14 protein-coding genes are annotated in these 12,158 nt (G+C 41.8%); 5 read left to right on the forward strand and 9 right to left on the reverse strand.

All coding sequences use genetic code 11. The annotated features are described in order from the left end of the window. Positions 1-56 precede the first annotated feature (56 nt). The 6 genes from fusA to HDC91_RS11060 all read right to left on the reverse strand — a co-directional run bounded on the left by fusA (position 57) and on the right by HDC91_RS11060 (position 5,536). Positions 57-2,168, reverse strand: a complete 2,112-nt coding sequence (gene fusA, locus HDC91_RS11035) for an elongation factor G (protein ID WP_162429529.1) — start codon at positions 2,166-2,168, stop codon at positions 57-59. Positions 2,169-2,296: 128 nt separating this feature from the next. Continuing rightward, positions 2,297-2,764 carry a 30S ribosomal protein S7 gene (gene rpsG / locus HDC91_RS11040; protein ID WP_162429530.1) on the reverse strand — a complete coding sequence of 156 codons (468 nt, stop codon included), beginning with the start codon at positions 2,762-2,764 and terminating at the stop codon, positions 2,297-2,299. 19 nt (positions 2,765-2,783) lie between these two features. Next, complete coding sequence (gene rpsL / locus HDC91_RS11045; RefSeq protein ID WP_067063087.1) at positions 2,784-3,197, reverse strand: 30S ribosomal protein S12; 414 nt, start codon at positions 3,195-3,197, stop codon at positions 2,784-2,786. 346 nt (positions 3,198-3,543) lie between these two features. Then, positions 3,544-4,158 carry a hypothetical protein gene (locus HDC91_RS11050; RefSeq protein ID WP_183551954.1) on the reverse strand — a complete coding sequence of 205 codons (615 nt, stop codon included), beginning with the start codon at positions 4,156-4,158 and terminating at the stop codon, positions 3,544-3,546. Between the two features lie 4 nt (positions 4,159-4,162). Continuing rightward, the gene (locus HDC91_RS11055) at positions 4,163-4,600 is read right to left on the reverse strand and encodes a hypothetical protein (RefSeq protein WP_183551956.1); all 438 of its coding nucleotides are present in this window, start codon (positions 4,598-4,600) and stop codon (positions 4,163-4,165) included. Between the two features lie 12 nt (positions 4,601-4,612). Further along, positions 4,613-5,536 (reverse strand): nucleotide kinase domain-containing protein, encoded by a 924-nt coding sequence (locus tag HDC91_RS11060; RefSeq protein ID WP_221262169.1) that lies wholly within the window; start codon positions 5,534-5,536, stop codon positions 4,613-4,615. A gap of 298 nt (positions 5,537-5,834) precedes the next feature. Between HDC91_RS11060 and HDC91_RS11065 the strand changes: the two genes are divergently transcribed. From HDC91_RS11065 to HDC91_RS11085, 5 genes are all read left to right on the forward strand, one after another. Then, positions 5,835-6,719, forward strand: a complete 885-nt coding sequence (locus HDC91_RS11065; protein WP_183551960.1) for a nucleoside triphosphate pyrophosphohydrolase family protein — start codon at positions 5,835-5,837, stop codon at positions 6,717-6,719. A gap of 379 nt (positions 6,720-7,098) precedes the next feature. Continuing rightward, positions 7,099-8,028: an outer membrane protein assembly factor BamD gene (locus HDC91_RS11070; RefSeq protein ID WP_162429531.1), complete on the forward strand. Its 930-nt coding sequence runs from the start codon at positions 7,099-7,101 to the stop codon at positions 8,026-8,028. A 16-nt stretch (positions 8,029-8,044) separates the two neighbouring features. Continuing rightward, the gene (locus HDC91_RS11075; protein ID WP_183551963.1) at positions 8,045-8,389 is read left to right on the forward strand and encodes a DNA-directed RNA polymerase subunit omega; all 345 of its coding nucleotides are present in this window, start codon (positions 8,045-8,047) and stop codon (positions 8,387-8,389) included. A 131-nt stretch (positions 8,390-8,520) separates the two neighbouring features. After that, entirely contained in the window at positions 8,521-9,723 is a 1,203-nt protein-coding gene (gene coaBC / locus HDC91_RS11080) for a bifunctional phosphopantothenoylcysteine decarboxylase/phosphopantothenate--cysteine ligase CoaBC (RefSeq protein ID WP_183551966.1), read from the forward strand. Next, on the forward strand, positions 9,720-10,616 hold the full coding sequence (locus tag HDC91_RS11085) for a DUF4835 family protein (protein WP_183551969.1): 897 nt from the start codon (positions 9,720-9,722) through the stop codon (positions 10,614-10,616). Before coaBC ends, HDC91_RS11085 begins: the two co-directional genes overlap by 4 nt. Positions 10,617-10,674: 58 nt before the next feature. Here HDC91_RS11085 and HDC91_RS11090 read toward each other — a convergent pair whose 3' ends face one another. The 3 genes from HDC91_RS11090 to HDC91_RS11100 all read right to left on the reverse strand — a co-directional run bounded on the left by HDC91_RS11090 (position 10,675) and on the right by HDC91_RS11100 (position 12,117). Further along, positions 10,675-10,989 carry a DUF3817 domain-containing protein gene (locus HDC91_RS11090; protein ID WP_183551972.1) on the reverse strand — a complete coding sequence of 105 codons (315 nt, stop codon included), beginning with the start codon at positions 10,987-10,989 and terminating at the stop codon, positions 10,675-10,677. A 9-nt stretch (positions 10,990-10,998) separates the two neighbouring features. Next, positions 10,999-11,463 (reverse strand): hypothetical protein, encoded by a 465-nt coding sequence (locus HDC91_RS11095; protein ID WP_183551975.1) that lies wholly within the window; start codon positions 11,461-11,463, stop codon positions 10,999-11,001. A 66-nt stretch (positions 11,464-11,529) separates the two neighbouring features. After that, positions 11,530-12,117, reverse strand: a complete 588-nt coding sequence (locus tag HDC91_RS11100; protein ID WP_183551979.1) for a TetR/AcrR family transcriptional regulator — start codon at positions 12,115-12,117, stop codon at positions 11,530-11,532. Between the last annotated feature and the right edge of the window lie 41 nt (positions 12,118-12,158).

Here is a 12,158-nt window from a genome sequence, read left to right on the forward strand (position 1 = left end):
TGGTTTGAAAAGTTGACCGGTAATTAATCTCTAATCACCGATCAACTGATCTTTATTTACGCGTTTGCAGCAGCTCTTTTGCCTTTTGCTTTAGCAACAACTTCTTCCTGTACGTTACGCGGTGCTTCAGCATAGTGATCAAACTCCATGGTTGAAGTAGCACGGCCGGATGTGATAGTACGTAACTGGGTTACGTAACCAAACATTTCTGAAAGTGGCACAGTAGCTTTAATTACCTGCGAGCCTGCACGTGAGTCCATACCCAAAAGCTGGCCACGACGACGGTTCATGTCACCGATAACGTCACCCATGTTTTCTTCAGGGGTTAAGATCTCGATCTTCATGATCGGCTCAAGCAATACCGGCTTACATTTTGGCAATGCTTCGCGGTAAGCCATCTTAGCAGCTAACTCGAAAGATAAAGCATCCGAATCGACAGCGTGGAATGAACCATCTATCAAACGTACTTTTAAGCTGGTTAACGGATAGCCTGCCAACACACCATTTGCCATTGAAGCTTCGAAGCCTTTTTGTACAGATGGGATAAACTCGCGAGGGATTGAACCACCGCTGATCTCGTTAACAAACTGTAAACCTTCTTTACCTTCGTCATTTGGCGATAATACAACTTGTATATCGGCAAATTTACCACGGCCACCGGTTTGTTTCTTGTAAGTTTCGCGGTGTTGTACAGTACCGGTGATAGACTCTTTGTAAGCTACCTGTGGCGCACCCTGGTTAACCTCAACCTTAAACTCACGTTTCAAACGGTCCATGATGATATCCAGGTGAAGCTCGCCCATACCGCTGATTACGGTTTGGCCGGTCTCTTCGTCAGAGTTTACACGGAAGGTTGGATCCTCTTCGGCAAGTTTACCTAAAGCCATACCCAATTTATCAACGTCGGCCTGAGTTTTTGGCTCGATAGCTAAACCGATAACCGGGTCAGGGAAGTTCATCGACTCCAGGATGATAGGGTGTTTCTCGTCGCAAAGGGTATCACCGGTTTTAATATCCTTAAAGCCTACTACCGCAGCAATATCACCTGCACCTACGTTAGGTATAGGGTTTTGCTTGTTAGCGTGCATCTGGAAGATACGGGAAATACGTTCTTTGTTATCTGAGCGCATGTTGTGTACATACGAACCTGCTTCAAGGTTACCGGAGTAAACACGGATAAAGCAAAGGCGGCCCACAAACGGGTCGGTTGCAATTTTAAACGCTAAAGCTGCAAATGGCTCTTTAACATCCGGTTTACGTAATATCTCTTCGCCTGTATCAGGGTTTGTACCAATAATACCTTCAACATCCATAGGTGAAGGAAGCAATTCCATCACATAGTCAAGCATGGTTTGTACACCTTTGTTTTTGAAAGATGAACCACACACCATCGGAACGATCTTGGCATCTAAAACCGCTTTGCGTAAAGCGTCAAGCACTTCGCGCTCGGTAATGGTATCAGGTGCGTCAAAGAATTTCTCCATTAACGACTCATCGTACTCCGCTACCGATTCAAGCAATTTCTCTCTCCACTCGGTTGCTTCCTCGATCATATCCTCAGGAATAGGCACTTCGGTAAAGGTCATACCTTTATCGTGCTCGTTCCAAACAATACCTCTCCAGTTAATTAAGTCAACCACGCCTTTAAAGTTCTCTTCGGCACCAATTGGTAACTGAAGCGGAACAGCGTTGCTGCCTAACATGGTTTTAACCTGTTTAACAACGTTTAAAAAGTCGGCACCGCTACGGTCCATCTTGTTAACAAAGCCTATACGGGCAACGTTATAGTTGTTTGCAAGCCTCCAGTTGGTTTCTGATTGTGGCTCAACACCATCAACCGCGCTAAAAAGGAAAACCAAACCATCCAATACACGTAAGCTGCGGTTTACCTCTACGGTAAAATCCACGTGGCCCGGTGTATCAATAATGTTCATGTGGTAGTTCTGGCCCCTGTACTTCCAGTTAACTGTAGTAGCTGCCGAAGTAATGGTAATACCACGCTCCTGCTCCTGCGCCATCCAGTCCATTGTAGCTGCACCTTCGTGTACCTCGCCAATTTTATGGCTAACACCGGCGTAGTACAATATACGCTCTGTAGTAGTGGTTTTACCGGCATCAATGTGGGCGGCAATACCTATGTTTCTTGTATATCTTAGATCTCTTGACATATTAATTATTGAGTTATTGAATTATTGAATTAATGAATATTAAATGCTCACTAAATCTGCGAAGTAATGAATTACTGATCGGGTTGATGTTACCAAATCAATAATTCACTAATTCAATAATTCGCTAATTAGAATCTGAAGTGTGAGAACGCTTTGTTGGCCTCGGCCATTTTGTGCGTATCTTCTTTCTTCTTAACAGCAGCACCTTCACCTTTAGCAGCCGATATGATCTCGCCGGCTAATTTCTCCATCATGGTTTTTTCACCACGACGACGGGCATAGCTGATAAGCCATTTCATACCTAATGCTATTTTACGCTCCGGGCGAACCTCGGTAGGTACCTGGAAGTTAGCACCACCAACACGGCGGCTTTTTACTTCAACAGCAGGCATTACGTTGTTTAAAGCTTTTTTCCAGGTATCTAACCCGTTTTCGCTTGTTTTTTTCTCAACTATCTCAACTGCATTGTAGAATATGGTGTAAGCGGTAGATTTTTTACCATCAAACATCATGTTATTTACAAACCTGGTTACCAAAACATCGTTGAATTTTGGATCAGGAAGAAGGATTCTCTTTTTTGGTTTTGACTTTCTCATTTTTACTATCCTCCTTTAATTATTTCTTTTTACCTTTTGCTGGAGCCGCTGCTGCTTGTCCTGGTTTAGGGCGCTTGGTTCCGTATTTCGAACGGCGTTGGTTACGGCCGGCAACACCTGATGTATCCAGTGCACCACGGATGATGTGGTAACGTACACCCGGTAAGTCTTTAACACGACCACCACGGATCAAAACAATAGAGTGTTCCTGTAAGTTGTGGCCTTCACCAGGGATGTAGGCGTTAACTTCTTTACCATTTGTAAGGCGCACACGTGCAACTTTACGCATTGCTGAGTTTGGTTTTTTAGGGGTAGTGGTGTACACACGGGTGCACACGCCTCTTCGCTGTGGACAGCTGTCCAACGCTGGCGACTTACTCTTGTCAACCATAGCTACTCTACCTTTTCTAACTAATTGTTGAATAGTAGGCATTCTTTGCTTTTTGTTTTTACAGTTTTATCCTTATTTTAAGGACTGCAAAGGTAGGTACTATTTTTTGATTTTCAAGCGCTTAAATAAAAAAGTTTTTGGGGTAATTGGTTGAGTGATTGAAGGGACGATGCAAAAACGTAGGGGTTACGGGATATGTTGCCCACGCGTCTTTGCGGGGTACGAAGCAATCCCTGAACTATGCTGGTATTTTTTTGAAAAAGCAATGTTACTGCTGCATCTGCCGCCAGCCAGCTTTCCGCTCATACTGCACACGCCTTAGGTGCAGGGCCGGTATCCGCTCCAATTGTTAACGCGGACAGAGGTATTGTATGACCACGTATAGCGATTAAGCAAATAGCCTCAACTGCTGGTATTCAATCCAATTGATAGGAAAGCCATGTATACCTTGAGAATAATTATTAGTTATCCATTTGATAAATTCTGATGCAAGTTCCTGATCTTTGATTAGTTTAGTGTCTCTTACATCGCTAATAGCGTTTAGATATTCGTCAGGAACTGCGAAATTCTTATCTCCGAAATACCAGAAATTATTTGACAATAAGACGAATTTGCCTTTAAGGTCTCTTTCCATGTGGCCGCCGTGAGGGCTACCGTCTTCATGGCTATGGAACGACCGAAGCTGACCAAATGCTCCATCAACATTCAAATAATAAATATTGTCACCATGCAAACGGGCGAGGCTGCCATTGTATACTGGCCTTTTTACAGAAAATTGCGGATCTGACCAATACTCATCAAAGGTAATTTTGCTTGCAACCTGCATCACGTGAATTAAATGATTCTTTAATCCCATCTTTTTACTTCCGGTGCCAATTATCCAGTCGCCCGGTCCTACACCTAGCCTGATTTTAGATTTGCAATTGGCAAGCGTGCATGTGCCAAAAAAAGGGTTGGGTGCAAATCCATAATCATGCGCCATTTTATACGCATAATATTTCATGCCTTTAACATTTTGGAGGTTTTGTTGACCTACTTAAAGGTTTTTGTTGACCCTTTTGATCACTAAATCCAATATCCTCTCCATTTAACCCTTTTCTAAGCTTTTCAGCATCCCATTCAGTTATAGCTGTGGCACAGATATCTAAAGATGACGGTAGTTGAATTTCTATATCTGTCGTAGGGCAATATATGGCAAATACTTTTTTACCTGCCTTCGCTGCTTTTATAATTTCACGTGCAAGGTCTGTTGATCTGTGAGAATTTTGATCAAGTATACATACATAACTTTCAACCTCATCGACAATTTTGTCAAAATCAGAATTTGAAAAGTTGCCGTGCTGAACGTCAAAACCAGCCTCTTTCAAATAAGTTATTAACTTTCCAACTTCTTCTGCATCGCAGGTGTTTTGATATGAAATTAATATACGTTTAGGTGTTTCCATTTATTAATTAAATTAAAGGTTTAATTTCCATTTGGGAGGGAAATAATATTCAATATCGGAAATATTTTTGGTATATAACTGCTTGATCCTCTTACGGCGAGAAATCCCACTCGTTTCTGGGTGGGCAACTCTCGAATATTTATCTGTTTCACAAAAAAGATTTTGACAGTCTATAAGTTGAAGTGGTCTACCCCATAAATCCTTAAAATCTATTTCAAGTCTTTTGAATTCCTGCTCTTGTATATCGGTAACGTAATGAATAATATCCGTTTGGTCATAGTCGCCAAGATCTATAAAGCATTTCATTATACCATCCAAAGCGCCTGGACCAGGTACGACAAAGTCCATTTCGCTGAAATTTGTCAACTCGCTATAGTTGATATCAATTGCATATTGAAATGCAAGAAATTTTCCTATCGTAGGATAAGATAACAAGATTTGATACACATCGCTCATTGTCAAGGCATCTTTTATCTTTTCCGCCAATCCCCCAGTTAACATGTATTCAATTAACTTCAAATGATTTTCATGTTTCCGGTTAAAACCAAAAGAGCTTTTCCCTGAGGCCATAATGTAAGCCCCAGAATATATTGATTCGCCTGCGAACATCGCTTGAGTAAGAACAGAGTTGTAGCGTTTAAATGAATAGTCTTTCCATGTTAACGTATGGAATTCATCTTTTAATAGCTCCCATGTAGAAATCTTGTTGAAAATTTTGAAGAGTAAGATTCTAAATAGCACTTCGACAGGCTCTTGGTCTCCTTTATAAATAACTTCTTTGATAAGGTACTGGCTAACACGGTCTGAAGCGCGATATGCGTTGGTAAATTTATGTTTTAATAAAATAGGGTCTTCAGTTAATTTTGATTCGCCAGCCATTCGGTTAAAGAAAATTTTCTGTCGTTCGGCAGCAAATTTCCAATAAGTATCTAACACGTAACTGGCGATCGGTTTTTTTCTGTTCCAATAAATCATATATTCCCAAAATTAAAAAAAGCTCCCATCAGATAAAGCGATTAACAGATATATTGCTCTCTACTTATCTAAGAATTATCCAGTATTTTCTCTTACTGTGTTGAACGCTGTAAATCAGCAACATACATTTGGATATATTAAATGATGTTATTAAATTTGAAATCGCCTAACCTGTTTGCTACGCAGATTCGAGTAAGTCTTTATCCTCAGAATTTGGTATTGTAATAGATGGCAAACCTAATTCCTTTAATCTGCAACAATGGAAATTAACTTTTATCAAGAAGAGGCAAAAAAAACTATTCAGAAAAACGCACCAAGTACAACTAGTGATGAAATTGTCCCATTTCTAGGCATAATAGGTGAAGTTGGTTCTGTTGTCACTCAACTGAAAACTAAATTAAGAATAGGCAGTTCTCACGTTAATTATAGAAAAAAGCTCGCGGAAGAACTTGGCGATGTATTATGGTATATTTCAACAATAGCAACCTCTAACAATTTATCATTAGAAGAAATCGCTATGAAAAATATCGAAAAAATTCGCGATCGGTTTTTAACAGATGAATCTGCGAACTACACTGATTATGAAGAATCCTTTCCTGAAAATGAAAAATTCCCAGAAGAATTTGAGATTGAGTTTGTTTCGTATGAAGAAAACGGTAAAGACAAATCAAAAATCATCGACAAACGTACTGGAGATATGATTGGTGACCCCCTTACAGATAACACCTACGAAGAAGACGGCTATCGATTTCATGATATCTTTCATTATGGCTATCTAGCTATATTGGGATGGTCGCCAGTTTTAAGGAAATTATTAAAACTAAAAAGGAAGAGTGATCCTATAGTTGACGAAAATGAAGATGGTGCAAGATCTCAAATTACAGAAGAATTAATATCACTCTATATTTATCATCACGCTTTGGATCACGATTTAATGCAATATGGAACAAGTGTAGATTCAGGTGTAATTAAACAGGTGCAAAATTTAGTTAAGAATACTGAAGTTAAAGAATGTAGTGGTAAACAATGGGAAAAAGCTATTTTAAACTCTTATGAAGTATTTAACAAATTACTTAAAAATGGTGGTGGGCGTGTTCTAGTAAGTAGAAAAAATAGATCTTTAATTTATTTGGGAATTCGTTAGCAAGCTGTTCCCCACCGGTTAAGCGTACTTCGCCCAACAATTTCAAGCGTTCCGCGCGCGTGTAACATGAAAAGGACTGTCGCTTACCTATTGAAAAGCTAGATGACTAATAACCACGGCGCTCTCTGCGGCTCGCTGTAGGCTTCATACGCCTGCCGGCCTTTGGCGCACGGCCAGTATCCGCTGCAATCGGGTTTAGGGAAGTAAAGATTTGACAACTTTTAAAAAGTTGTCAAATCTAACAACTGATAATTTATCCCCCATACGTTAAAAGATGTTAAATACTACACCTATATATATAAGGTGCGCTTTTACCGTTATATATTCGTCCACTAAATAAATAATTGACTGATTTATAATATTCAACTATCTTTGCAAAATGTTTAAAAAGCAACTACTCATATTTTCGGGCGTAATGTTCCTGCTTATTGTTACGCTTGGCAGTTGTAAAAGCAAATACGAAAAGTTAAAAGCGAGTAACGATAACGCTAAAAAATACCAGGAAGCGGTAAAGTTTTATAATAAAAAAGATTACACTAAAGCCCTGGGCTTATTTGAAGACCTGGTAACCCGTTACCGCGGGCGCGCCGAGGCCGAAGATTTATTTTACTATTACGCCTACACCAACTACAGGCTTAAGGATTATACTTCGGCAAGGTTCCATTTTAAAACATTTGCAGATACGTACCCATCAAGCCCCCGGGCCGAGGAGTGCCGCTTTATTGCCGCTTATTGCTATTATTTAGATTCGCCTATCTACTCGTTAGACCAGGAGAACACTACCAAGGCAATCGAGTCGTTACAGTTGTTTATCAATCTTTATCCGAAAAGCGACCGTGTTACCGAGGCAAGCAAGCTGATACAGAACCTGCGCGATAAGCTGGAGCAAAAATCATACGCCAACGCTAAATTATATTTAACCATTGGCGATTACCAGTCGGCAGTTATTGCATTTGGCAACACCCTGCGCGATTACCCGGACACCAAATACGCCGAAGAACTGGAGTTTTTAACCATACGCGCCCAGTACGAGTACGCGAAGGTTAGCCGCGAGAACAGGCAGGAAGAGCGTTTTAACCAGGCTGCTGCTTTCGCTGACGAGTTTATCGAAAAATACCCTTCGAGCAAATTTTTAAAAGAAGCTGCCGATTATAAAAAAGATAGCGAACAAAATGCCATAAAAGCTAAAAAATTTATGGCCGAAGTTATGGCAAACCCAAAGCTGGCTCAAAAGGTGGCCAATAAAGATACCGTAACATCGCAGCCGCCATCAATAAAGGATAGGGACAATCAAAAAATACCATATTAATAAGATATAAAAAGACATGAACGTTAATAACCCAGCAAACAAGCCGGCTGTAGCCAGCAGTACAGTTACCCGCGACCTGCGTGAACTGGATATGAGAACCGATAATATATACGAGTCGTTGGTAATTATGTCAAAAAGGGCCAACCAGATATCAAACAACATCAAAGAAGAGTTGCACCAAAAACTTTCTGAATTTGCATCGGCTAATGATAACCTGGAAGAGGTATTTGAAAACCGCGAACAGATAGAGATATCAAAATATTACGAAAAATTACCTAAACCTACCCTGGTAGCCGTTCAGGAATTTTTAGATAATAAAATTTACTACCGCAACCCGGCTAAAGAATCAAAAGAGCTTTAAGCCCCGGTCCCCTGAAGGGGGAACTGAAAATATCAGGCCCTTCTCGTTTACGAGAGGGGCTTTATTTGTTTATTAACGGTAGCTATTTATATATTTGATCTTAATTCCCCCTTCTGGGGGTTAGGGGGCTTATGCTTGAGGATAAAAAGATAATTTTAGGAGTTTGTGGCAGCATTGCGGCCTATAAATCGGCAACACTGGTGAGGCTGCTGGTAAAGGCCGGGGCTCAGGTACAGGTCATAATGACACCCGATGCTACCAACTTCATTACACCGCTTACCTTATCTACCCTATCTAAACGCCCGGTATATTCAGATTACTTTAAGCCCGAAACCGGCGAGTGGAACAACCACGTAGAGCTGGGGCTTTGGGCCGATGCCATGATCATGGCGCCGGCAAGCGCCAATACTATGGCAAAAATGGCAACCGGCCTGGTTGATAACCTGCTTACAGCGGTTTACCTGTCGGCAAAATGCCCGGTATACTTTGCCCCCGCTATGGACCTGGATATGTGGAAGCATGAAAGTACACAGCACAACATAACCGCGCTGCAGTCTTTCGAAAATATCCTGATCCCGCCCGGTACCGGCGAACTGGCAAGCGGCCTGCACGGCGAAGGCCGCATGGCCGAACCGGAAGAAATAATTGCTTTCCTGACAAACGATATCAAAGAGAAGCTGCCGTTGTTTAACCAAAAGGTATTAGTTACCGCAGGGCCAACTTATGAGGCTATCGATCCGGTGCGATTTATAGGCAACCACTCATCAGGTAAAATGGGCTTCGCACTGGCAGATGAACTGGCCTCGCTTGGGGCAGATGTTACCTTAATTGCAGGGCCAACCGCGCAGGCCAGCAAATACAAAAGCATCAAACGGATAAACGTTACCAGCGCGGCAGATATGCTGCAGCAATGCCTGGAACATTTCCCTGCTGCAAACGCCTGTGTGATGTGCGCCGCCGTTGCCGATTATACCCCGGCAGCAGTGTCTGCGCAAAAAATAAAAAAGCATGACGACGGCCTTTCCATTGAACTGAAAAAAACTACCGACATATTAAAAACCCTTGGCGGCCAAAAGCATGCGGGGCAGATACTGGTTGGCTTTGCCCTGGAAACCCAGAACGAAGAGCAATACGCGATAGAAAAACTGCAAAAGAAAAACTTAGATTTGATTGTGCTAAATTCGCTGAACGATGCGGGTGCCGGTTTTAAAAATGATACGAACAAAGTAACCCTGATTGACCGTAAGCTGCAAAAAACCACTTTTGGGCTTAAAAACAAGGCCGAAGTAGCACGGGATATTTGCATCAAGCTGACCGAATTGCTAAAAAAATGAAAAGATATATAACTGTTGCCGTGCTGTTTTTTACCTGCTGCGCCGTGCACGCGCAGGACCTGAACGCACGCGTAAAAGTTGTGGCACCCAAAATACAGGTTACCAATAAGCGCGTATTGCAAACTTTGGAAACCGCCATGAAGGACTTCCTGAACGGCCGCAAATGGAGTGCGGACGATATTGCCCCACAGGAACGTATTGATTGCAATTTTGTATTGAATATTACCGCCTGGGACGGCAGCAGTAATTTTAGCGGGGAGTTGCAGGTACAATCATCAAGGCCGGTGTTTAACACGGCTTACAGCACTACCCTGCTCAACATCAATGACAAAGATTTTGATTTTACTTATACCGAAGGCCAAACCATTGATTACAGCGACCAGAACTTTCAAAGTAACCTGAGCTCGGTAATGGCGTTTTACGCTTATATCATTGTAGGGATGGATTACGACTCGTTCTCGAAATATGGCGGCACACCGTACTTTTTAAATGCACAAACAGTTGCCATTAATGCGCAAACCACATCTTTTAAAGGATGGAAGGCTTTCGATAGCAACCTTAACCGTTATTGGCTGGCAGAGAACCTGAACAATAAGCTTTACAACAACCTGCGCGAGTTTTTTTATAACTATCACCGTAACGGCCTTGATATGATGGCCAATGATGCGGCGAAGAGCCGCAGGTACATTAGCAGCATACTGCCGGTGCTGAGCCAGGTAGACCGCAAGCGTTTAGGTTCGTATTTTCCGCTGGCTTTTTTTACCGCCAAAAATGCCGAGCTGGTATCCATCTTCAGCAACGCCTCCCCGCAGGACAGGATGCAGGCCATGAACATCTTGTCGTTGGCCGACCCGGCAAACGGTGGCAAATACCAAACCTTAAAAGGAAAATAGGATTTTAAAAATTTCACACGCTAAATACTAACATCCAAAAACCAATTCAAAGGTTCAATCAACCGGTAAATTTCTCAGTTTTTTTCAGGAATTTTCTGTCAATATAGAATGTGCCAAAGGGTATAAAGCAAGCCAGCAAAACTTTTAAGGTGGTACGGAATTTCCAATTTTGCTCTACGCCTACGCTTACCGTGTTCACAATAAATAGCAGGAATAATGCCCCATGTATCGGGCCCATAGCCTTAACAACTGACGGGTCGTGCCCGGCGTATTTAAGTGGCACCGCAATAAACATCAGCACAAGTAGCGATATCCCTTCTAAAAATCCAATAATACGCAGGCGGCCTATGTTTGTGAATAGTAGTTGCTTCATAGCTTATAGTTAAAAAGATCTTAAATAAGGCCGTTGTACCAGCGGCGAAAACGGCCATGGTATGGCAATAAATATGATCAGCAAAGCTATACCGAACCATATCAGCATGGTTTTGAATTTGTCACTATCTATTGGTTTGCGTTTGGCCATCGCCGAGCCTATAGTGATGATAACAATTGCCGACACCATCAGCAATAAATGCAATACGCCAAAAAAGAAAGGCTGGCTTATCTGCCCGTTACTGCCTGTAGCATGCCATGAAAACCTGGCATTGGGGCTTTGAGTGTATAATATCATACCCAGCATTAGCTGGATATGCGCTGTTGTTGCCGTCCAGTGCCTCAGGCGATCAGTACCTTTTGTAAAGGGTAGCCGTTGCGTATAACCTTTGTAAGCGCGGTAAAAAGCAAAAAGCAAAGTGCCCAATACAGCCCATCTAACTACCGAGTGAAGAAATAATAAAGCATTTAACATTATCAATACATCAGGCTGCAAACATAATTAAAACATACCAATTAGTATGTTTTAGTTGAAAAAAATTTACCCTAATTGTTTCAGGTAATTTTTTAGTTCCTGCAGGTAAATACTATAGCAGGATGAGCCAACCGCTTTGCCCATATTGCGGATGCCGCTATACCCTGCAACAATAAAACAAGCTGCGTGTGAGGCATTTACATCCTCCCTTACCTCTTTAGTCGCCTTGCCGTGGTTAATACTTTCTTTTATAGCATCCTGCCATTGTTCCGTCAATTTTAAAAGGGCCTGCTTAAAATCCTCGTTCAGGGGCGACATTTCCTCTATCAAATTTACCGCGGGGCAGCCGTATTTAGCCCGCAAAAACGGCACCTTCAATAACACATTCCGCATCATTTCGTAAATATCAGTAACCGGACTTTTAGCATCAAGTAACGGCCTTACCAAACTGGCGTACATACCCGGAAAGATGATCTCGTTGATCATCGCCAGCCCCATCTCGTCCTTGTTTTTAAAATGATAAAAAAAAGCGCCTTTGGTTACTTTAGTAGTTGCCAGTATATTATCAATACTGGTAGCCTGGTAGCCCTGCTTATAAATCAGTTCAAATGACTTGGTTAAGATCATATGGCGTGTATTGGCCGCTTTAGACATAGTTTAGATACTAAATGGTACGTTATGTAAACATAAATTAA

The sequence above is a fragment of the Mucilaginibacter sp. AK015 genome (assembly GCF_014200785.1).
Taxonomy (GTDB): Bacteria; Bacteroidota; Bacteroidia; order Sphingobacteriales; family Sphingobacteriaceae; genus Mucilaginibacter.